This is a genomic window from Pedobacter montanisoli (assembly GCF_022809115.1).
GTDB classification, from domain to species: Bacteria; Bacteroidota; Bacteroidia; order Sphingobacteriales; family Sphingobacteriaceae; genus Pedobacter; species Pedobacter montanisoli.
Window position 1 is genome coordinate 1,479,117 of record NZ_JALGBH010000001.1, and the last position, 23,599, is coordinate 1,502,715.

Here is a 23,599-nt window from a genome sequence, read left to right on the forward strand (position 1 = left end):
TTGGCAAACAAAGTAGACCAAAGAGTAAATTTTGCACGTAGTAAGCACATTATCGATTATCCAGATTTTCTGGATGTGCAGTTGCAATCATTTAGAGAATTTTTTCAGATAGAAACCACTTCAGATAACCGTCATACAGAAGGTTTATTTAAGGTTTTTGCCGAAAATTTCCCAATTACAGATTCTAGAAACATCTTTGTTCTAGAGTTCTTAGATTATTTTATTGATCCGCCACGTTATGACATCCCTGAATGTATAGACCGCGGATTAACGTACAGTGTACCGTTAAAAGCTAAGCTTAAGCTTTCTTGTAACGATGCAGAACACGAAGATTTTGAAACGATTATCCAAGATGTATACTTAGGAACCATCCCTTATATGACTCCTAAAGGTACTTTTGTGATTAACGGAGCAGAACGTGTAATTGTATCGCAGTTACACAGATCGCCAGGTGTGTTCTTTGGCCAAAGCCGCCACACTAACGGAACAAAACTTTATTCGGCCCGTGTAATTCCGTTTAAAGGTTCTTGGATCGAGTTTGCTACAGACGTTAACAACGTAATGTACGCTTACATTGACCGTAAGAAAAAATTCCCTGTAACTACATTATTGAGAGCTATCGGTTACGATTCTGATAAAGACATCTTGGAACTTTTTGATTTAGCTGACGAAGTAAAAGTGAGCAAATCTGGTTTAAAGAAATATATCGGACGTAAACTAGCTGCCAGAGTTTTAAGAAAGTGGGTTGAGGATTTCGTAGATGAAGATACTGGTGAGGTAGTTTCAATTGACCGTAACGAAGTAATTTTAGATAGGGATACTATTTTAGAAGACGAGCATATTGATTTAATCATCGATGCTGGTGTTAAAACCATTATCTTATCTAAAGATGACGGTGCATCGCAAGCTGATTACACCATTATATATAATACCTTACAGAAAGATACTTCAAACTCTGAAAAAGAGGCTGTGGAGAACATCTACCGTGCTTTGCGTAATGCAGAACCACCTGATGAGGAAACAGCAAGAGGTATCATTGAACGTTTGTTCTTCTCAGACAAACGTTATGATTTAGGTGATGTAGGTCGTTACCGCATTAACCGTAAATTAAAAATGGATACGCCTGAAGATGTTAAAGTTTTAACAAAGGCAGATATCATTGCGATTGTTAAATATTTGATCAAATTAATCAACTCTAAAGAAGAGGTAGATGATATCGATCACTTGTCTAACCGTCGTGTACGTACCGTAGGTGAGCAGTTGTACGCACAATTTGGTGTAGGTTTAGCTCGTATGGCTAGAACTATCCGTGAGCGTATGAACATCCGCGATAACGAGGTGTTTACACCAACAGATTTAATCAATGCTCGTACATTATCATCTGTGATCAACTCTTTCTTTGGTACCAACCAGCTTTCACAGTTCATGGATCAAACCAACCCATTGGCAGAGATTACGCACAAGCGTCGTCTTTCGGCTTTAGGCCCAGGTGGTCTATCTCGTGAGCGTGCAGGTTTCGAGGTTCGTGACGTTCACTATACGCACTACGGTCGTTTGTGTACTATCGAAACTCCGGAGGGACCAAACATTGGTTTAATTTCATCACTTTGCGTTCACGCAAAGATCAATAACTTAGGTTTTATCGAAACGCCTTACAAAAAAGTAGTTGATGGTAAAGTTGTAGTTAATGAAGATGTGATTTACCTTTCTGCAGAGGATGAAGATGGTAAGACCATTGCTCAGGCTAACGCTCAGTATGATGAAAAAGGTAATTTTGCTACGCCACGTGTTAAAGCACGTTACGAGGGTGACTTCCCGATCATTGAGCCTGAGAAATTAGACTTGATGGATATTGCACCTAACCAGATTACTTCAATTGCAGCTTCGTTAATTCCGTTCTTAGAACATGATGATGCGAACCGTGCGTTGATGGGATCGAACATGCAACGTCAGGCCGTACCATTGTTACGTCCTGAAGCTCCAATTGTAGGTACAGGTTTAGAGGGTCGCGTAGCCCGTGACTCAAGAACGTTGATCAATGCAGAAGGAAATGGTGTTGTAGAATATGTAGATGCAAATGAGATCACTATTAAATATGAAAGAAACGAAATAGATCGTTTGATTTCTTTTGAAGGTGATAGCAGAACTTATAAATTAACCAAGTTCAAAAAGACCAACCAAAATACTTGTATCAACTTAAAACCTATTGTTAAGAAAGGCCAAAAAGTTACTAAAGGGCAAGTACTTTGTGAAGGTTATGCAACTCAAGATGGTGAATTGGCATTAGGAAGAAACTTAAAAGTTGCTTTCATGCCTTGGCAAGGATATAACTTTGAGGATGCGATCGTAATTAATGAGCGTATTGTTAGAGAAGATATCTTTACCTCTTTACACATCGAAGAGTTTGAGCTTGAAGTGCGTGATACCAAACGTGGCGAAGAGGAGTTAACTCCGGATATCCCTAACGTTTCTGAAGAGGCTACTAAAGACCTTGATGAAAACGGTATCATCCGTATTGGTGCCGAAGTTAAAGAAGGCGATATCCTTATCGGTAAAATTACACCAAAAGGAGAGTCAGATCCTTCACCAGAAGAGAAATTACTTCGTGCAATCTTTGGTGACAAAGCTGGTGATGTAAAAGATGCATCTTTAAAAACACCTCCATCAATCAAAGGTGTAGTTATCGATACTAAATTGTTCTCAAGAGCAAAGAAAACTTCTAAAGCAGAAGAAAAAGCTGCTATTGAGAAATTAGATAAGAAATATAACATCATAACTGAAAACCTTAAAAACGAATTAGTTGATAAGTTGTTCCAGATCGTAAACGGTAAAACATCTCAGGGTGTATTTAATGTGTACAAGGAAATGCTTATTGCTAAAGGTGCTAAGTTTACGCAAAAATTATTATCTGATATTGATTACAATCACATTAATCCATTTAAATGGACTACTGATGAGGATAAAAATGAGCAGATCAAGATTTTGTTACATAACTACGGTATCAGAGTTAATGAGGAATTAGGTGCATATAAACGTGAAAAATTTGCAATTAGTGTTGGTGATGAGTTACCATCAGGAATTGTGCAGATGGCTAAAGTTTATATCGCTAAGAAACGTAAGTTAAAAGTAGGTGATAAGATGGCGGGTCGTCACGGTAATAAGGGTATTGTTGCCCGTATTGTACGTGATGAAGATATGCCTTTCTTAGATGACGGAACTCCGGTTGATATTGTGTTGAACCCACTAGGTGTACCTTCACGTATGAACTTAGGCCAGATCTACGAAACCGTATTGGCTTGGGCTGGTAAAGAATTAGGGGTTAAATTTGCTACTCCAATTTTTGACGGTGCTAAGAGCGATGAGGTTGAAGACTGGATTGCTAAAGCAGGCTTGCCAGCTTCTGGTAGAACTTACTTAAACAATGGTTTAACTGGTGATAAATTTGACCAACCAACTACTGTAGGTATTATTTATATGCTGAAATTAGGTCACATGGTTGATGATAAGATGCACGCCCGTTCTATCGGACCATACTCATTAATTACACAACAACCATTGGGTGGTAAAGCTCAGTTTGGTGGTCAGCGTTTTGGTGAGATGGAGGTTTGGGCATTAGAGGCATTCGGTGCTGCTAATATCCTTCAAGAGATCTTAACCGTTAAATCGGATGATGTTATTGGAAGAGCCAAAACTTACGAAGCCATTGTTAAAGGCGAAAACCTACCAACTCCTGGTGTTCCAGAATCGTTCAACGTATTGGTACACGAGTTACGCGGCTTAGGTTTAGATATTACGTTAGACTAAAAGTTTTAAGTTATAAGTGGTACGTTGTAAGTAAAGCAACGTATCACCTAAAAACTTACTACTTAAAACTCAAAAAAGAATATGTCTTACAAAAAGGATAATAAATTAAAAAGTAACTTCACTTCAATTACCATTAGCTTGGCTTCTCCAGAGAATATCCTGGAGCGTTCTAGCGGTGAAGTTTTAAAGCCTGAAACCATTAACTACCGTACTTACAAACCAGAACGTGATGGTTTGTTCTGCGAGCGTATTTTTGGTCCGGTAAAAGATTACGAATGTCATTGCGGTAAATATAAGCGTATCCGTTATAAAGGTATTGTTTGTGACCGTTGTGGTGTTGAAGTAACTGAAAAGAAAGTACGTAGAGAGCGTATGGGACACATTAACTTAGTGGTTCCCGTTGCGCATATCTGGTATTTCCGTTCTTTACCTAACAAAATCGGTTATCTTTTAGGCTTGCCAACCAAAAAACTAGATTTGATTATTTACTACGAACGTTATGTAGTAATTCAAGCTGGTTTAATGGCAGAGCAGGGTATCCAGTTCATGGATTTCTTAACTGAAGAAGAGTACCTTGATATCTTGGATAAATTACCTAAAGAAAATCAATATTTAGACGATAAAGATCCTAATAAATTTGTTGCCAAAATGGGTGCAGAGGCGTTAGAAGATTTATTGAAACGTATTGATTTAGATAGCTTATCTTACAATTTACGTCACCAAGCAGCTAACGAAACTTCTCAGCAACGTAAAAATGAAGCGTTAAAACGTTTACAGGTTGTTGAAGCTTTCCGTGGTTCAAGAAAAAATATCGAGAATAATCCAGAGTGGATGATCATCAAGATTGTTCCGGTTATTCCACCAGAGTTACGTCCATTAGTTCCATTGGAAGGTGGTCGTTTCGCTACTTCAGATTTGAACGATTTATATCGTCGTGTGATTATCCGTAACAACCGTTTGAAACGTTTGATCGAAATCAAAGCACCAGAGGTTATTTTACGTAACGAGAAACGTATGTTACAGGAAGCTGTAGATTCGTTATTTGATAACTCACGTAAAGTAAACGCTGTTAAAACTGAAGGTAACCGTGCCTTAAAATCACTTTCAGATATTTTGAAAGGTAAACAAGGTCGTTTCCGTCAAAACTTATTAGGTAAACGTGTGGATTACTCTGCTCGTTCGGTAATTGTTGTAGGTCCAAACCTTAAATTACACGAGTGCGGTTTACCAAAAGATATGGCTGCTGAGCTTTACAAACCGTTCATCATTCGTAAGATGATTGAGCGTGGTGTGGTGAAAACCGTAAAATCAGCGAAGAAAATTGTTGATAGAAAAGATCCTATTGTTTGGGATATCCTTGAAAACGTATTAAAAGGACACCCGGTATTGTTAAACCGTGCACCTACATTACACCGTTTAGGTATTCAGGCTTTCCAACCTAAATTAGTTGAGGGTAAAGCTATCCAGTTACACCCGTTAGTGTGTACAGCGTTCAACGCCGACTTTGACGGTGACCAGATGGCAGTTCACTTACCATTGGGTAATGCTGCAATTTTGGAAGCCCAAGTGTTGATGTTAGCTGCTCACAATATCTTAAACCCTGCTAACGGTACGCCTATTACTGTACCTTCTCAAGACATGGTTTTGGGTCTTTACTATATCACTAAAGGCCGTAAAACAGATGATAAGAGAGTAGTAAAAGGTCAGGGAATGAACTTCTATTCGGCAGAAGAGGTAATTATTGCTTACAATGAGCAAAAAGTTGATCTTCATGCTTGGATCAAGGTAAAAGCAAACGTTAAAGAAGCAGACGGAACTATCGTAAACAAGTTAATTGATACTACTGTAGGTCGTGTGTTATTTAATCAATTAGTACCTGAAGAAGTAGGTTATATCAATGAACTATTAACCAAAAAATCTTTAAGAGATATTATTGGTGAAGTAGTAAAAATGACTGGTATGGCCCGTTCATCTAAATTCTTGGATGATATCAAAGAATTAGGTTTCCAAAGTGCATTCCGCGGAGGTTTATCGTTCAACTTACAAGACGTAAACATTCCGGTTGAAAAACATACTTTATTAGAACAAGCTGCTAACGAAGTTGAAGAGGTAAGAAACAACTATAATATGGGTTTCATTACCAACAACGAGCGTTACAACCAAATTATCGATATCTGGACTCGTATCAACAACCGTTTAACTACGTTTGTAATGAACCAGTTATCATCAGATAATCAAGGTTTCAACTCTGTTTACATGATGCTTGACTCTGGAGCCCGTGGTTCTAAAGAGCAGATTCGTCAGTTAGCAGGTATGAGGGGCTTAATGGCTAAACCTCAGAAATCTGGTTCAGGTGGTGATATTATTGAAAACCCGATCCTTTCAAACTTTAAAGAAGGTTTATCTGTATTAGAGTACTTTATCTCTACCCACGGTGCCCGTAAAGGTTTGGCGGATACGGCGTTAAAAACTGCGGATGCGGGTTACTTGACCCGTCGTTTGCATGACGTAGCGCAAGATATGATTGTGAACGATGTAGATTGTGGTACTTTAAGAGGTATGTACACTACAGCGTTGAAAGATAACGAAGATATTGTAGAGCCTTTATACGAGCGTATTTTGGGACGTACGTCATTACATGATGTGTATAACCCATTAAACGGTGAGTTATTGGTAGGTGCAGGTCAGGATATTGACGAGGATATTGCCAAAGCAATTGAAGAATCTCCGTTAGAAGGTATCGAAATTCGTTCGGTATTAACTTGTGAAAATAAACGTGGTGTTTGTGCATTATGTTACGGTCGTAACTTAGCAACAGGTAAACGTGTTCAAAAAGGTGAGGCTGTTGGTGTAATTGCTGCACAGTCAATCGGTGAGCCGGGTACACAGTTAACACTTCGTACTTTCCACGTGGGTGGTACTGCAAGTAACATTGCTGCTGAGTCTCAAATTACTGCAAAATTTGATGGTGTTATAGAATTTGAGAACTTACGTACTGTACCAACTAAAACTGAAGATGGAGAAGTTGAGGTAGTATTAGGTCGTTCTGGTGAGTTCAGAATTGTTGAACCGGGAACTAACAAAGTTATCGTTAATAACAACATCCCTTACGGAGCATTCTTATTTGTTAAGGAAGGTGATAAAGTAGCTAAAGGCGATAAAATTGTTTCTTGGGATCCATATAACGCGGTTATCATCTCAGAATTTGCCGGTAAGATTGAATTCGATGCAATTATTGAAGGTGTAACTTTCCGTGAAGAATCTGACGAACAAACTGGTCACCGTGAAAAAGTAATTATCGATACCCGTGATAAAACGAAAAACCCTTCTATCAAGGTATTGGATAAAAAAGGTGAACTGATCAGATCTTATAATATTCCTGTAGGCGCACACATTGCTGTTGATGATGGTGAAAACGTTCAAAGCGGTCAGGTGCTAGTTAAAATACCTCGTGCTACTGGTAAAACCCGAGATATTACGGGTGGTTTACCTCGTGTAACTGAGCTATTCGAAGCGCGTAACCCTTCAAATCCTGCAGTTGTTACTGAGATTGATGGTGTGGTAACTTTAGGTGGTATCAAACGTGGTAACCGTGAGATTACGATAGAATCAAGAGATGGTGAAATGAAGAAATATCTTGTTCCACTTTCTAAACATATCCTGGTTCAGGACAATGACTTTGTTAAAGCGGGTATGCCTTTATCAGATGGCTCTATTTCTCCTGCGGATATCTTAGCTATTAAAGGACCTGCTGCTGTACAAGAATATCTAGTGAATGGTATTCAAGAGGTTTACCGTTTACAAGGTGTAAAAATCAATGATAAACACTTTGAGGTAATTGTACACCAGATGATGCAGAAAGTTCATATCGAAGATCCGGGAGATACCCGTTTCTTAGAAAATGATGCGGTAGATCGTTGGGACTTTATGGATGAGAATGATGACATCTTTGATAAGAAAGTTGTTGTTGAAGCTGGCGATTCAACTACTGTAAAACCTGGTCAAATTATTTCTTTACGTAAATTAAGAGACGAAAATTCTCAATTAAAACGTCAGGATTTAGCTCAGATTGAAGTACGTGATGCAAGACCAGCTACGGCAAGTTCTATCTTACAAGGTATCACCAGAGCTTCATTAGGTACTAAGTCGTTTATCTCTGCTGCTTCATTCCAGGAAACCACTAAGGTGTTGAACGAAGCTGCTATTGCAGGTAAAAAAGACAGTATGCTGGGACTGAAAGAGAATGTAATTGTAGGTCACTTAATTCCTTCGGGAACAGGTTTACGTGGCTACGAGCGCATCATTGTAGGTTCTCAGGAAGAATATGATAAATTATTGGCTTCTAAAGAAGAAGTTGAAGCCTAATCATATAACAGACCGTAAGGTTTGACCAAAATCCCTAGCGAAAACGCTAGGGATTTTTTTATGTGTAGCCAATCCCTTTTTCAATAAAATAATTAGCTTTGTGAGATGGAAGAGCAACAAAATGACAATCAATTAAACATAGAACTATCTGAAGAAATAGCAGAGGGTATTTTTTCTAATCTGGCGATTATTACTCATTCTAATACAGAATTTGTTCTGGATTTTATTAGGGTTATGCCGGGAATACCTAAAGCTAAAGTAAAATCGAGAATTATTTTAACCCCAGAACATGCCAAACGTTTAGCACAGGCATTACAGGATAATATAGATAAGTTTGAACAAGCCAACGGAAGAATTAAAACTTTTGACGACAACTCAGGCTTCCCGATGGGTTTTGGCGGACCAACAGCGCAAGCCTAATCTTGGCTAAAATATTTTCAATAAACAATTGTTAAATTGTTAAAAATATTTAGATTTGCCGTCGCAATGGGGGTTTAGCTCATTTGGCTAGAGCGCTTGCCTGGCAGGCAAGAGGTGGCCGGTTCGAATCCGGCAATCTCCACTTAAAGCGTAAAGGATAATCATTATCTTTTACGCTTTTTTATTTGTATAAGCAGATTTTAGATTATCCAATGCTGCAGAAAAGTAGCTAAGCCAAGAAACACACCAAAACCTATAATGTCCTGAAATGCCGTTTCAAATGGGCCTGCCGTAGTAGCCGGATCAAAGCCTAATTTTTTAGAAACTGAAGGAATAACGGTACCCATTAAACCAGCTGTAAGCATAGAGCAGGTAAGCGCTATGCCAATTACAATACCAAATGGGATATGTTTTGCCCATATGGCTCCTATGGTACCTAACACCAGACCACAGGCAACGGCCATTAGTAAAGTTGTTAAGCCTTCTTTTTTTAGGGATATCCAGATATTTTTTTTGGTTGACTTCATATCCAATGCTCTAACGGTAATAGCGGCAGCCTGTAATCCTACATTACCCGATATTGCTGATATTACTGGCATAAATGAGGTAAGCAGGATAATCTTCTGAAGTACAGAATCAAAATGAGAAATGATCATACCTGCGATAAGTTCTATCAGCATTGTGCCTAAAAGCCAGGGCACTCGTATCTTTGCTGCCTGTAATGGACTTAGCTTTTCCATATTTTCTGCGTCGGTACCTACGGCCTGAGTGTATAACTGACGTAACCTGTTTACAATGATGGGCATGAGATCATCTGCAGGTACAACTCCAACCAGATAACCATCCTGATCTGTTACTGGCAAACTCATAAACTTATATTTTGAAAGAATAGCCGCTGCATCAGTTTCATCCACAACTGCAGCAACAGAAATCACATCTGTAGCCATTACATCATCTATAATTGAATGCGGATTGCTCATCAGTATTTCTCTGATGGAAATTACGCCCAACAGATGATAACGGGCAGAATCTTGAAGTTCTTCCACAACATATACATCATCAGGTATGTCTATAGCAGGATCTGTACTTTTAATGATATTTATTGCTTTTGCTATTGAAGTGCCTTTCTCCAAACGCACAAATTGAGTAGTCATCAATCTTCCTACAGAACCTCTGGGATAGCAGAGCCTGTTTTGAGCATCTTCAACTGCTTCTACATCTACTATTTTTTGTTGTGCCTTTCTCAATTGAGAAGGAATATCCGTGATAATTGCAGCAGCTTCACGTGGCGGCAATGATTTAATGAGATCTGGTAATCTTTCAGGGTGTAATTCAAGAATTTTATTTGTTCTTTCGGGTTCTAGTTTTGCGAGTACTTCGGTTGCTGTAGAAACATCAAGTGCCTCGATCACCTGACATGAATGTTCAGGTGATAACTCTTCCATAGCAAGAGCTATATTGGCAGTCGCCTGTCCCTCCAATACATCTTTTAATTCTTCTTCTAGGTTAATCTTATTTTTATCGGCTAGTAAAGCATCTAATCTTTTTGCTAAGTCTTTCCATTCTAATTCCTGATGCATATCTTAACGTTTTTATCTCATCATTTCCTCAACTAGTAGGGAAAAATAGATGTACTGAGTTTTAATGATCTGTTTTTTTGACAAATCAGCACTCAAAATCACATCAAAATTACCCTTAAGACAGTTAAGAGAGAACCGTAACTGCTAAGCATATAAACACTATAATCTTGATATAGTTTTCTTTAAATTTTAATGATATTTACCTAAGGTGTTAAGCTGTGATTCATCCAGATTTAGCATATTAAAAGCTTTTTTAGTATCGTAAGCTTTACGGTCAGGATTTTTTCGTAAGAGAAAAAAATGATATATTAGTCTTTAAATAATATTTCTGCATGATGAAGTCCCAATTATTTAAAGAAGTTTCAGAAAATTTACAAGCACAAGGATTTAGGGTAACAGGTTATGAAGAAAATCGGCCATGGGGTGGTTTTTTTTATATTGATGAAGCTCAGGCTCAGAAATTCGCAGATACTTATTTTAAAGGCCTAGATGTTGATTTACTTAAGATAAGCGGCAAATTAAGCCCTAAGATGTTAATTGTGGCTCCCTATACACGTTTATCGTGGCAGTATCATCATCGCAGAGCTGAAATCTGGCAGGTAGTAAAAGGCAAGGTGGCTATTATAACGAGTCCAACAGATGAGGCAGGCCCTCAAGTAACTTTAAATGAAGGGGAGCAAGTTAAAATAGATTGTGGTACGCGTCATCGTTTGGTGGGCTTAGATGATTGGGCAATTGTAGCCGAGATTTGGCAACATACTGATGCTGATCATCCTTCAGATGAAGATGATATTGTTAGAGTTCAGGATGATTTCGGAAGACAAGATTAAATTCTTAATGCCTACATATCTTAAACCTTTATCTCTTATTTTTTTCTTCTTAATGACTATTGATGCGATTGCTCAAAAGATAGAAAAAAATAATAATGAATTTGATGGTCCTTATCTGATCTATCAAGGCGACAGTATTCTAGTTAAATCAGTAGATTATAAATCTGTAAATGCACCTGTTCAGGTAAGGTCTTATGCTCAGAAAAATAAGGGAAATATTAAAATTGAAGTTAAGTTTTCTGATTTTCCAGATAAGAATTTTCAGGTAGATTTAAGAAAGAATATCACTAATGAACCCTCTGTGTGGAAGCAACCAGAAAAAATGTTTGTGATTTCTGATATTGAAGGTGAATTTGATGCTTTTAGGAATCTGTTACTAGCTAATAAGATTATCAACGAAAAATACGAATGGACGTTTGGGAAAGGTCATGTAGTGGTTTGTGGTGATTTATTTGACAGAGGAAAAGAAGTTCCGGCAACACTCTGGTTATTGTACAAACTGGAAGATGCAGCAAAGACCAAAGGAGGCTATGTGCATACCATTTTAGGCAATCATGATATCATGAATTTAGCAGGTAATCTTAAATATCTGGATAAAAAATACCTGAAAAGTGCTGAGTTGATGAACGTTTCTTACAATAATCTGTATGATGAAAATACAGAGCTGGGCAGATGGTTAAGAAGCAAAAATCTGATTGAAAAAATTGGAGATAACTTATGTCTTCATGGAGGCCTATCACCAGAAGTAAATGACCTGAAGTTAAGTGTACCAGAATTAAACAGGCTATCTAAACCTTATATAGGATGGAAGGATCTAAAAAATACGGTTACCGATAAAAAAATACTGGATATATTTAGCAGTACAATAGGCTTGTTTTGGTACAGAGGATATTTTAAGGAACCTCCTTTAGAAGAAAGCGTTGTAGTTCAGACTTTAAAGATGTACCAGGTAAAACGTATAATTGTTGGACATACCATTTTAAAAAATAATATTAGTTTTTATTACAATGGTAAAGTGTTGGCTGTAGATGTGAACCAGCATGAAGGAGATCATCAGGCTGTATTGTATGAAAATAAGCAGTGGTATAAACTTGATTTAACAGGGAGTAAAAATCAACTGAAGTAACGCCTTAAAGGAAGTGGATATAAAAAAAGCCTTTTAATTAATTTAAAAGGCTTTTAAGTTATATGATGAATTGTGTATGCTTATAAAAATAGGTCTTAACAGTTTTAGCATATAATTGATAGCCCTGCTTTTCCATAAAAGCATCTATATCAGCTTTTATAATTTCTTGAATGCTTAATTCATTTTCAACTAACACTATCTTTGGGCAATATTTTGACCAGTTATTAGACTCTAATACCTGAAAATCTAAGCCTTCTGCATCAATTGTTAGAAAGTCAATAGATTGCCCTTTTGGTAAGTGTTCGTCAAGAATACTGGATAAAGTTCTAGTGACTACGGGAATCACTTTTCTATTTTATAAATAGCTTTATTAGAACGTTCTTCTGCTAATTCCTTTGAAAATGTGTTCAGAGCGGGTTCATTGAAAATATAATAATTTAATGTTTCATTTTTATTTGAAATAGGAGTTTCAATATTGATATCCAAAGGTCGTACTTTATCAAATTCTAACATGCTTCCTGGCATAGCATCAATATTTATACCCCTCCACCCCTGTTTATAAAATTTAAAAGTGTTAGAGAAACGTTTTGGATGGAGCGCCCCAACATCAACATAAAAACCTTTTTGTTGATGTTCAAAAATTCTGGCTAAAACTAAATCTTCTCCCTCTTGTGAATATGCTTCATTTAAATATTCGAAAGAATTAGGTAGATTTTTATTTATTATATTTTTGATGAGACGCCGTAAACCCATGTTATTTATGTCTTTGTCCTTTGCGGTGAAATTTCTTTTGCTTGTTTTTTGCCGCGGCTGCGTTGCCTTTGCTATCTTTCTGAGGCTTTCTGCTTACTTCTTTCTGGGCTATCATTTTTTGCCAGCTTAACGGGTAAGGGTGTTGCTCTACAATAGGGATTACTCTTTTAATCAATTTATGAATAGCAATCAGATATTCGTTCTCCTCTGCATCAACAAAAGAAATGGCATTTCCATTTATCCCGGCTCTACCCGTTCTGCCTATTCTATGCACATAAGTTTCAGGAACATTGGGTAGGTCAAAATTGAAAACATGGGTGAGGTCATCAATATCAATGCCGCGGGCAGCAATATCTGTAGCTACTAATACATTGATTTTTCTGTCTTTGAAATCGGTTAATGCTCTTTGTCTTGCACCCTGCGATTTGTCGCCATGTATGGCCGCAGCCTTAATGCCTTCTCTGGCCAGATCTTTGGCTATACGGTCAGCTCCATGCTTTGTACGTGTAAAAACCAAAGTATGATCAATCTTAAGTTCAGTTAAAAGGTGTTTAAAAAGCTTCTTTTTATCGGGCTTATCTACAAAATAAACAGATTGATTAATGGTTTCGGCGGTAGAAGATACCGGAGTAACTTCTACGGTAACAGGATCTTTTAAAATGGTGTTGGCCAGCTTCTGTATTTCTGGAGGCATAGTAGCCGAGAAAAACAGCGTTTGTCTTTTTGCAGGCAGTTTGGCTACAATTTTTTTAACATCATGAATAAAACCCATATCTAACATACGGTCGGCTTCATCCAATACAAAAATCTCGATGTCATTTAAGCTAATGTAACCTTGATTCATCAGATCTAATAATCTGCCTGGTGTAGCTACAAGAATATCAATACCTTTTTTCAGTGCATCTACCTGCGGTTGTTGTCCAACACCACCATAAACAACGGTATTTTTAACAGGAAGATTTTTGCCGTAAGCATTGAAGCTTTCCTGTATCTGAATAGCTAATTCTCTTGTAGGAGTCAATACCAAAGCTTTAATCGCCTTTTTATTGGTTTTTAAGTGCCTCATGTGCAAAATCTGCAACATGGGAATAGCGAAAGCTGCCGTTTTACCTGTTCCAGTTTGTGCACAACCCAAAAGGTCTTTGATCTTTAAAATGCTTGGAATGGCTTTTTCCTGTATAGGGGTTGGCTTTTCATATCCTTCGGCTTCAACAGCCTTTAATATAGGGTCAATTAGATTTAATTGTGTGAATAACATTTTGTTAAGTGAAAAAGTTAAAAGTCAAAATTAAAAAGAGGATATACCGCTTTTTAAAATTCGAAGAAGCCAGAACAATCATTTATTTGAAGGACTAACTTGCGAGTTGCTTTAAATGATTAAAGAAATTCTGCTTCGAATAGTAAAGGTATGGAAAATTTTGTTGAGAGTTGTTTTTATTAGTTATAGCTAAAAAGTATTGTTGGATAACCCTGTTTTTTAAATTTATTTCATTTAATTTTTTCAAATTCCTTATGGCTTCTTGATACCACTATTTCAGTTGTTGTTCATAATCTGAGTGCTTTTCTCTGGTTATTCTATTTTAATTTCGTTATAAGCAATCCACCGCTTCAAATTTCCAACCATTCTTTTTAAATGATCTTCATTTAAGAAAATATTTGTCCAATATTCAAATCTATCGCACTGAACACTAATGTAATATATCATAATTGCTAAGCAGGCAAAAGGTAAAAGTTTTCTTTCTTCACTACTAATTTCTGTTACGGTTTCGTAACCTTTTAAAAAGCTTTCTGCTTTTATTTGATATTCTTCTGTGTTTAAATTTGTAGCAAATAACTGAAATAGAAAATAAGAAATGTCAAAACATAAATACCCGTTTCCACAAAAATCGAAGTCAAAAAATGTTATTTCTTTTTCACCATCAATATGCAGATTGTCAAACCAAACATCAAGATGAACACTTCCATACCTGATTTTTTGTTTGTCAATGTTTTCGATTTTAGGCATTAAAAATGCTGACAGTTTCTCTAAAAAGTCAATTTCGCTGATGTTTTTACCAAAGAATTCTTGTGTTCTTAAAACAGAATCTTTAAGTAAGTTTTGAGCATGATAAGATATTCTTTTTAGTTCAAAATTTTCTGTCGCTTGATGAACTTTTGCTAACGATTGCCCAATTAAAAAACTTGTTTGATCCGAAAATATGGCTGTTTTTTTGCCTTTTGCATATGAGAATAAAACACCAAATCTTTTTCCTTCTGGTGCTTCAATTTCTTGAATATATTCCTTTGATTTATCCGCAATTGGAAAAGCAACTTGTCGTTCGGTTTCTTTTAAATGAAGTAAAAGTCTTAGTTCTTCTTCAATTTCTAATTTGTTTCGCCAATTATGAGTGTAAACTCTAAAAACGTATTTTACTTCGTCATCGTGAACAATGTATAAATGGTTCATTGCAAGTCGAAATATACTGCACTTGGTTTTATCGCTTAGTCCATATTTTTGTTGAATAAGTTTACTAAGTTCCTTTGGTGAAAGCGTACTATTTATTGTCGGAAATTTCTCTGTCATTAATTCTTTGTTTAGAAGTCATTTTTACAATGACCGCTTATGTTTTGGTATTATCTGAGACGGGATTTTAGCATAAAAGTTCAGTCGAAGAGTACCTTTTTGATAATATCTTGGTTCGAGTTGTTATTCTGTTGATTTTGTTTTCTTTTTAAATGTCAGATAAATCATTACCATGAACGTAATTAGATAAAGAATACCTAGCGCTGTTTTTCTAAATGTGAAAGTGTCGAAGTCAAATTCCCGGAGCAATGTCTATCCAAGTGGAAATGCGAGTAAAGCAAAACCAAAGTTAAAGCTTATTTTCTTTTTCATATTAATTAAGGTTTGCTTAATAAATCTATTAATGTATAAATGTCCTTTTGATAATTAGTATGGTCAAAAGAACCAGCTCAGGTGTAAGTAAATATTGTAGATTGTCTTTTTAGCGACAGCTTATTTTACCAGGCCTTAAAAGGTTTGATTGTTAAATTAGAGTTAGTATATCTAGGGTCGTCTGTTACATTTTTGTCTAGCCAATTTGGTATTGAATATTTTTCGTCTTCGCTTGTCAATTCTATTTCTGCAACAATAAGTCCTTCGTTTAACCCTTTAAACTCATCAACTTCCCAAATGTTACTATCATGAGTTACAATGTGTCTTGTCTTTTCAATTAGATTTGAACAAAATGCATTGATTAATTCATTTGCGTCTGCAATTGGTATTTCATATTCGAATTCAAGTCTACTGGCACCAACAGTCTTACCTTTAATCGTAATGAAACCTGACTTGTCTTTTGTTCTAATACGAATTGTTTTCTCAGGATCAGTTTGTAAATATGCTTGCCTGATTTCAACACTTTTGTCTGGAATGATATTTTTCCAAATGTCTAGATTTACCAAATACTTGTGTTCTATTTCTATCGCCATAAATTATTGCTAACTTATTGTTTTGCTCTCATTTTTTATATTTTCTCCAAAGCCTGTTGTAAATCCTTAATTAAATATTCAGAATCTTCCAGACCAATATACACTCTGATCAGGATATGCCTTTGGTTTTCAGAATTAAAATCAGCTTTGCTAATCCCGGCACAAGCTGGAATTATTAAACTTTCATAGCCGCCCCATGATACCGCCATAGAGAAATGTTTCAGCTCATTGCAAAAAGCTTCAATTTGGTTAAGGCTACTTTCTTTTAAGGTAAAACTGAACAATCCCCCGCATTTCTTCATCTGTTTTTTTGCGAGCTCAACGGTTACATTATCTGGATTAAAAGGATGAATAACCTGATCTATTTTAGGATGAGAGTTTAAGAAATGAATTACTTTTTCGGCTGTTGAACTGCTTTGCTCCAACCTGATAGGAAGGGTTCTCAATCCGCGTAAGATGAGCCAGGCATTTTGAGGCGACATAGAAGCGCCTATATTCATGTATTCTTTTTCAAAGATTTGTTTGATTAAGCTCTTTGTACCCGTAACTACTCCAGCTACAACATCACTGTGTCCGCTTAAGTATTTAGTGGCAGATTGCGCTACCAGATCAATGCCATAGCTAATGGGCTGCTGATATAAGGGAGTGCAGTAGCTATTGTCAATCATGGTATAAATACCATGTTTTTTGGCAATTTTGGCAATGGCTTCCAGATCCTGTACATCAAAACTAAACGTATTGGGCGATTCTAAGTAAATCAACTTGGTTTGTGAATTAATTGCCTGTTCAATGGCTTCAGTATGGCTACCGTCAACAAAAGTGGTTTTAATTCCAAATTTCGGGAGAAAATCATTGAACAGTTTTATGGTCCAGCTATATGGATTTTCAACACAAACAACCTCGTCGCCATTTTGCAGTAAAGCCAGTACAGGTATGGTTACAGCGGCAATGCCACTCCCAAAGACTAAGGCATCTTCTGCTCCGTCTAATGCAGCCAATTTCTTCCTCAGTATATCAATGGTAGGGTTAAAACCTCTCGAATATAAATTACCCTGATATTCATCCGAAAGGGCTTGTCTAAAAGCTTCTACTGTATCGAACTTAAAATTGCTTGTTTGTATAATGGGCGGAGCAATGGCGTTGAAATAGTTTTCCCTTTCTTCGCCTAGTTCGTTCAATATGTAAGAAATATCCACTTTGTTAAGTTAAAAGTTAAAAACCAAAAGTTAAAATTGGATTAGGTCGTTTTACGCCTATTTAAAAACTTATTGATAAAATAGATCGCCACAAAAGCCAAGAAAATATAAATACCATTTAATGCGGCATTTGGATCATCGTTGTAAATGCTGATGGCAACAAATAAATAGGCTGCTATGAAAATGATTGGCATTAAAGGATATAATTTCATCGTATAAATGGTGTTCTTATCCAGATGCGCAGTTTTTTTACGCAGATAAAAAATGGTAGCCGCAGAGAAAATCATGCCTGCACCATCCATAAAAATGGTGTAGTTTAAAATTTTGTCGAAGGTTTTGGCATAAAATAAGGTGAAGATAGACAAGATGGTAAAAAGGGTTAAGCTTACCACCATCACATCGTTCTTTTTGGTTTTTTTAGTAAATATTTTGGGTAGCGCACCTTCTTCGCCCATGGCATACATGGCTCTTGGATTGCTCAACAGATTTACATTTACGTAGCCCAGTACAGACAAGAATATCAATACCGAAAGTATGGTAAAGCCGGTTGGACCAAATATCTGTCCTGCTAAAATGGCTGCAATACTTTGTGCTGTTTTTAGCTGCTCAAAACCAATTACTCTCACATAGGCATAGTTAATAGCCATATATAGAGTGATGATGATTCCCAACCCCACTAAAATTGAACGAGGAATAACTGTTTTTGCCTCTTTAGCTTCGCCACCAAAGTTGATGGTTTGCTGGTAGCCCCCAAAGCTAAATGAAACAGCAATTAAACAAATTCCGAGCGCCTTTCCATAATCGCTCCAAGTAGCAGGTAAACCGCTTTCTGTACTAAAAACCGATGGCAATTGTTGGGTTTGTCCGCCAAAAAATATGGCACAAATTAAAGTGATGACCATTACCAGTTTGATAATGGTTAGTACGTTTTGCGTTCTGGAACTGGTTCTCAATCCTAAAAGGTTGATGGTGTAAAATATGATAATGCTCACTAAACCGATGAGGATACGGTGATCATTGGTTTGCATTTCTACAGGGAAAAGTGCTTTGTTGAGATATTCTGCGCCTATTAACGAAACGCCTGCTACCGAAGCTGCATTACTCACAACAATAATACAGTTGATAGCAAAAGCAATGGAAGGGTGGTAGCAAACTGAAAAAATCTTATAATAACCACCGGTTACGGGGTAGCGCGAACCAATTTCTGCATAAGTCAAAGCTCCACAAAGCGCTACAAAACCTCCAACTATCCATGCTAGAAAGAACAGCTCGGGTATTTGGGCTTTGGCAGCTACGTTAACAGGGGTTCTAAAAATTCCCATGCCTATTACCAGGCTTACCACGATCATCGATAAGTCGAAGAGGGAAAGTTGCTTCTTTTCTTCCATTATTTATAGTTTAGTTTTAGGTTTCAATCTGCAATTTAACAATTATTGGCATAAGCCCTCACTATATGGTAAAAATGTATAAATGTTGATATTTCTGCTAACAAAAGACAGAATAAACAGTTATTTTTGCTTATAATGGTTAAATCTTTAGTTTTTCATCAAACTATAAAATCAAAACATAATGGCTAATCCTGCATATAACGAAGATAGTATCAAATCACTCGACTGGCAAGAACATATTCGCCGTAGGCCGGGTATGTACATAGGCAAGCTGGGAGATGGTTCTGCACAGGATGATGGTATCTATGTTTTGCTGAAAGAAATTCTGGATAACTCCATTGATGAGTTTATGATGGGTGCAGGACGTACAATAGATATTACTGTATCTGATCATAAAGTAAATGTACGTGATTACGGACGTGGCATTCCCTTGGGCAAAGTGATCGATTGTGTATCAAAAATGAATACCGGCGGTAAATATGACAGTAGTGCGTTTCAGAAATCGGTAGGAATGAATGGGGTAGGAACAAAAGCAGTAAATGCCTTATCTACAACTTTTATTGTGCAAAGCTATCGCGAAGGCAAAACCAAGAAAGTAGAATTCAGTAAAGGATTGATCACTACCGATCATCCTGAAGTTGAAACTACCCAGCGAAATGGTACAGCAATAACTTTTTATCCGGATGATAGCATCTTTAGAAATTACCATTATATCCCTGATTTTGTAGAGAGCATGATCTGGAATTATGTTTTCCTGAATACAGGTTTAACGATTAATTTCAACAATCAGAAATACTTCTCTGAACGTGGTTTATATGATTTGCTATCTCGTCAGAACAAGCCGGAAGAAATCCGTTACCCTATCATACACCTTAAAGGACACGATATTGAGGTAGCTATGACACACGGCCAGCAATATGGAGAAGAATACCATTCTTTTGTGAATGGGCAATATACCACGCAAGGCGGAACACATCAGGCTGCATTTAGAGAAGCTGTAGTGAAAACAATTAGAGAGTACTACAATAAAGATTACGATGCATCAGACATCAGGGCTTCTATTATTGCTGCAATTGCCATTCGTGTGCAGGAACCTGTTTTCGAATCGCAAACCAAAACAAAACTGGGATCTGAAAGGGTAGCACCCGATGGTCAAACGGTGCGAACTTTTGTGAATGATTTCCTTAAAAAGGAATTAGATGACTATTTACATAAGCATAAAGATGTGGCAGATGCTATCGAGGCTCGTATCAAACAATCTGAGCGTGAGCGTAAAGACATTGCAGGCATCAAGAAACTGGCTAATGAACGGGCAAAAAAAGCATCTTTACACAATAAGAAGTTAAGAGATTGTAAAATACATTTCAATTCTAATCACGATAGAAGATACGAAACAACCTTGTTTATTACGGAGGGTGATTCTGCTTCCGGATCTATCACTAAATCGAGAGATGTAGAAACCCAGGCAGTTTTTAGCTTAAAAGGTAAACCTTTAAATTGTTTTGAACTGACCAAGAAAGTGGTTTATGAAAATGAAGAGTTTAATCTTTTGCAACATGCTTTAAATATAGAAGATGGACTTGAAAGTTTACATTACAATAATATCGTTATTGCTACCGATGCGGATGTGGATGGTATGCACATCCGATTGTTGATGATGACTTTTTTTCTACAGTTTTTCCCCGATTTGGTTAAAGCCGGACACGTTTATATTTTGCAGACTCCACTGTTCAGAGTACGTAATAAAAAAGAAACCATTTATTGCTATAGTGACGAAGAACGCAAGAATGCGATAGAGAAGCTGGGAGGCAAGCCCGAAATCACTCGTTTTAAAGGCTTAGGTGAGATCTCTCCTGATGAGTTTGGTATATTTATTGGTGACAATATTCGGCTGGATCCTGTGATTTTAAAAGAACAAACTATTAAAAGTCTTTTAGAATATTACATGGGAAAAAATACACCAGAAAGACAGCAGCATATCATCAGAAATTTGCGCATTGAGAAAGATGAAGCCGAGGAAGTGAGCAAAGCTGAAGCAGAAGAATTGGTATTAAATGAATAATAATCTCTGCTTTATGTTATTTAAGATGATATGATGCTTAAATAAATCATTAAACTGAGATAAAATTGTTTAACCATAAAAAGGGCGGTACGTTTCGTTACTGGTTAGTTGCACTACTTATTTTAACAATGCTGGTTTCTTCGATTTTCTTCTATCTGAAGAAAAAAAGAGTGCCCGCATTGATATCCCATTTAAAGGAACTTTGGCAAAATAAAACTGATTTTGCCGCTGTTGATTCATGTGTTGTTTTACTTTACAGAGCAGATAACGATTGCCGTTTGTACGAAGTTACGGCTGATAAAAAATACATACAGAGCTTTAATAAAAAAATAGATACAATTTCAGGTATCATTGCCCGTATAGATACCAGTAATAATGGTAAACTGGCAGATCTGTTTGAACAGAAAAAACAAAAAACAGCGCTTTATCTTAAACTCAAGACCCTTGCCGATAGTTTGGTTAAGGTTTCGGCAGGTATAGATACTGCAATTAGAACCGCCGAACCTAAAACTTATGGTGAGTTTAAATTTGGAAGATTTAAAACCATGGTTACGGTAGATACGATGAGAACTACCGTTCAGGAAAAAAACAGGAAAAAACTTCTTGGCCGCCTGGTTGATGCTTTTAAGGCTAAACGAAATCAGGATTCGCTCATAACATTTGTTCGTAAAGAGGTTAAGCTTGATACGGCATTACAGAGTAAGCAGTATAATCTTGTTCATCTGAAAAGGATGAACAATTATTTCAGAAATCTGTACTCAAGAAAAAATCTTTTATCAAAAGCAGAACTTGAAATACTAGGTTTAAATACTACGATAATCAGAGATGTAGTAAAAACTTTAAAAAGTTTTAAAGCCAACGAAGTCATATTGCATGAGAAAACAGAAGAAATCTTAAAAGATAATATAGATGCTAATATGAGTACAATAGATAAGCTTTATAGAATTGCTATCCTACTACTCTGCTTACTGGGCATCATTATACTCTATAACCTTTTCAAAATTTATAAAAATGAAAAATACCTGATCGATTATACCAAAAAGGCTACGCAATATGCACAGTCTAAGAGCAGGTTCCTGGCCAATATGAGTCATGAGATCAGAACACCTTTAAATTCGGTTATAGGCTTTTCAGAACAACTCATACAACAGGACCTTACACCTAAACAATCTGAACAGGTAAATGCTATACGTACCTCGTCTATTATGTTGTTGGATGTGGTAAATGATATTCTGGATTTTTCCAAATATGAAACGGGCAAAGTCAGCTTTGATGAAGTTGTTTTTAATCCGGCCGAATTGTTAAAAGAACTGATTAGCAGTATTTCTATACAAGCATCTGCAAAAGGATTAAAACTTGAAACCGCTATTACTTTTAATGATAGTATTAATCTTAAAGGAGATTCTTTAAGGTTAAAACAAGTGGTCATGAACTTGCTAAGTAACGCCATTAAGTTTACCGATCAGGGTTCAGTTACACTTAAAGCCGATATTGTTGCGAGTGCAAAAAAACAGGAAATTTTAAAAATTCAGGTTGTTGATACTGGTGTTGGTATAGCACAGGAAGATATGTATATGATTTTTGAAGAGTTTGCACAGGTTTACTATTCTTCTTCTAAAGTAAAACAAAAAGGTACAGGTTTAGGTCTTGCCATATGTAAACGCATTATTGAATTACAAGGTGGAACAATCGGTGTGGAAAGCGAACTAGGAAAAGGATCTAACTTTTTCTTTGAAATAGGCTATGAATATGCTGAAGTAAAAGATTACCAGCAATTAAACATTATAGGTGTAGAGAACTTAAACCGTTTATCAGGAAAACGGGTGTTGCTGGCTGATGATAATAAAATGAATATTCTTTTGGCCGAAACTGTAATTAAGAAATATAACATCAATATTGATACTGCACTAGATGGCAAACAGGCCTTACATTTATTTGAGCATAACAATTACGATCTGGTTTTAACCGATATTCAGATGCCTGAGATGGGTGGTGTAGAGCTTACACAACGAATCAGAAAGCTGAAAAATAAAAGCAAATCATCTATTCATATCTTAGCCATAACGGCAAATGTATTGGAAGAAGATAGGATTAAATATTTATCGTCTGGAATTAATGACTTAGTACTGAAACCATTTTCTGAAAAAGAATTAATGGATAAGATTACGAAGTATATTAATTAAAATTTCTGCTGATTAAGGAAAATAAATTAAAGACGGGTAAATCACTTATCCTGCATTTTCATTTGCTTCAAAAATGCCAAAGGTATTATTGTCTGCATCTAAAAAATAACCCTGCCAGCATTTGCCTGGTATGGCAAATTTAGGTAAAGCTACCTGGCCACCATTCTCTAAAATAAGCGTTGCGGTACGGTCAAAATTTTCTACCTGTATAGAACAGGTATAGGCATTTGTTCCAGATGCTGTTGGTGGAAGAGCCGCAGGTCGTTTTAATAATCCTCCAGCAATTCCGTTGGTTTCTATCCGGTAATATTCAATAGGTAAACCTTCCTGTTTAATAAAAACCCAGTTAAAAACACGCTGATAAAATTTAATCTCACGTGCCGGATCAGAAGATTGTATCTCAAAGTAAGCAATAGTATTCATT

General features: G+C 36.5%; 16 protein-coding genes and 1 tRNA gene. 8 read left to right on the forward strand and 9 right to left on the reverse strand.

The genetic code is table 11. The features are described from left to right. From rpoB to MMF97_RS06610, 4 genes are all read left to right on the forward strand, one after another. The gene (gene rpoB / locus MMF97_RS06595) at positions 1–3,804 is read left to right on the forward strand and encodes a DNA-directed RNA polymerase subunit beta (protein WP_243360763.1); all 3,804 of its coding nucleotides are present in this window, start codon (positions 1–3) and stop codon (positions 3,802–3,804) included. A gap of 81 nt (positions 3,805–3,885) precedes the next feature. Then, a complete protein-coding gene (gene rpoC / locus MMF97_RS06600) occupies positions 3,886–8,169 on the forward strand; it encodes a DNA-directed RNA polymerase subunit beta' (RefSeq protein ID WP_243360765.1) in 4,284 nt (1,427 codons plus the stop codon). Between the two features lie 105 nt (positions 8,170–8,274). Then, positions 8,275–8,589: a DUF3467 domain-containing protein gene (locus tag MMF97_RS06605; RefSeq protein ID WP_243360767.1), complete on the forward strand. Its 315-nt coding sequence runs from the start codon at positions 8,275–8,277 to the stop codon at positions 8,587–8,589. Positions 8,590–8,657: 68 nt separating this feature from the next. Continuing rightward, positions 8,658–8,731 (forward strand) — tRNA-Ala (locus MMF97_RS06610). Between the two features lie 58 nt (positions 8,732–8,789). On the opposite strand, the gene mgtE is transcribed toward MMF97_RS06610, so the two are convergent. Beyond that, entirely contained in the window at positions 8,790–10,169 is a 1,380-nt protein-coding gene (gene mgtE, locus MMF97_RS06615; protein ID WP_243360769.1) for a magnesium transporter, read from the reverse strand. Between the two features lie 335 nt (positions 10,170–10,504). Here mgtE and MMF97_RS06620 point away from each other — a divergent pair, with 335 nt between their 5' ends. Both MMF97_RS06620 and MMF97_RS06625 read left to right on the forward strand, forming a co-directional pair. Next, complete coding sequence (locus MMF97_RS06620; protein ID WP_243360770.1) at positions 10,505–10,999, forward strand: cupin domain-containing protein; 495 nt, start codon at positions 10,505–10,507, stop codon at positions 10,997–10,999. Continuing rightward, positions 10,932–12,125, forward strand: coding sequence for a metallophosphoesterase (locus MMF97_RS06625; RefSeq protein WP_243360772.1), 1,194 nt, complete (start codon positions 10,932–10,934; stop codon positions 12,123–12,125). The genes MMF97_RS06620 and MMF97_RS06625 overlap by 68 nt, the downstream gene beginning before the upstream one ends. Before the next feature lie 58 nt (positions 12,126–12,183). On the opposite strand, the gene MMF97_RS06630 is transcribed toward MMF97_RS06625, so the two are convergent. The 7 genes from MMF97_RS06630 to MMF97_RS06660 form a co-directional block, all read right to left on the reverse strand. Further along, on the reverse strand, positions 12,184–12,471 hold the full coding sequence (locus MMF97_RS06630; RefSeq protein ID WP_243360774.1) for an FkbM family methyltransferase: 288 nt from the start codon (positions 12,469–12,471) through the stop codon (positions 12,184–12,186). Further along, entirely contained in the window at positions 12,468–12,878 is a 411-nt protein-coding gene (locus tag MMF97_RS06635) for a hypothetical protein (protein WP_243360776.1), read from the reverse strand. Before MMF97_RS06635 ends, MMF97_RS06630 begins: the two co-directional genes overlap by 4 nt. Before the next feature lies 1 nt (position 12,879). Further along, positions 12,880–14,136, reverse strand: coding sequence for a DEAD/DEAH box helicase (locus MMF97_RS06640; RefSeq protein ID WP_243360778.1), 1,257 nt, complete (start codon positions 14,134–14,136; stop codon positions 12,880–12,882). A gap of 312 nt (positions 14,137–14,448) precedes the next feature. Next, positions 14,449–15,441, reverse strand: coding sequence for a phosphotransferase (locus MMF97_RS06645; RefSeq protein WP_243360780.1), 993 nt, complete (start codon positions 15,439–15,441; stop codon positions 14,449–14,451). A 437-nt stretch (positions 15,442–15,878) separates the two neighbouring features. After that, on the reverse strand, positions 15,879–16,346 hold the full coding sequence (locus MMF97_RS06650) for a CYTH domain-containing protein (protein ID WP_243360782.1): 468 nt from the start codon (positions 16,344–16,346) through the stop codon (positions 15,879–15,881). 35 nt (positions 16,347–16,381) lie between these two features. Beyond that, a complete protein-coding gene (locus tag MMF97_RS06655; RefSeq protein ID WP_243360784.1) occupies positions 16,382–17,542 on the reverse strand; it encodes a trans-sulfuration enzyme family protein in 1,161 nt (386 codons plus the stop codon). Positions 17,543–17,583: 41 nt separating this feature from the next. Then, on the reverse strand, positions 17,584–18,930 hold the full coding sequence (locus MMF97_RS06660) for an APC family permease (RefSeq protein ID WP_243360786.1): 1,347 nt from the start codon (positions 18,928–18,930) through the stop codon (positions 17,584–17,586). A 181-nt stretch (positions 18,931–19,111) separates the two neighbouring features. Between MMF97_RS06660 and MMF97_RS06665 the strand changes: the two genes are divergently transcribed. After that, complete coding sequence (locus tag MMF97_RS06665; RefSeq protein ID WP_243360787.1) at positions 19,112–20,992, forward strand: DNA topoisomerase IV subunit B; 1,881 nt, start codon at positions 19,112–19,114, stop codon at positions 20,990–20,992. A 128-nt stretch (positions 20,993–21,120) separates the two neighbouring features. After that, positions 21,121–23,175, forward strand: coding sequence for an ATP-binding protein (locus MMF97_RS06670; RefSeq protein WP_243360789.1), 2,055 nt, complete (start codon positions 21,121–21,123; stop codon positions 23,173–23,175). Positions 23,176–23,220: 45 nt separating this feature from the next. On the opposite strand, the gene MMF97_RS06675 is transcribed toward MMF97_RS06670, so the two are convergent. Beyond that, the gene (locus MMF97_RS06675; RefSeq protein WP_243360791.1) at positions 23,221–23,598 is read right to left on the reverse strand and encodes a VOC family protein; all 378 of its coding nucleotides are present in this window, start codon (positions 23,596–23,598) and stop codon (positions 23,221–23,223) included. Between the last annotated feature and the right edge of the window lies 1 nt (position 23,599).